We start from the raw sequence: 252 nt of genomic DNA on the forward strand, positions 1-252 counted from the left end.
TTTACAGCCTGCTCTGTGTCGTTGGCTGTGGTTATAGCATTGCTGTTATATATTACTTGCACCTTAAAGCCGAGTGCTTTAGCACAGTGCTCGCCCATATCGCCATTTACTGTATAAATAGTTAATTGGTTTTTATAAGGCAGTAATACTTCAAGTGCGGCTTTTGTACGACTATTAGCTTTAGGCTGAGCGCCAAGTGCTAGCGCTTTTGCTGCAGTTGCTGCGCCATCGCTACCTTTTAAAGCAACTGTT

1 pseudogene is annotated in these 252 nt (G+C 43.3%); it reads right to left on the minus strand.

From position 1 onward, the window contains the following. Positions 1-252: pseudogene (locus AAEY62_RS23600) on the minus strand (ATP-NAD kinase); the annotation flags it as partial.

It is taken from the genome of Pseudoalteromonas sp. GW168-MNA-CIBAN-0100 (genome assembly GCF_040309225.1).
In the GTDB taxonomy this organism is placed as follows: Bacteria; Pseudomonadota; Gammaproteobacteria; order Enterobacterales; family Alteromonadaceae; genus Pseudoalteromonas; species Pseudoalteromonas arctica.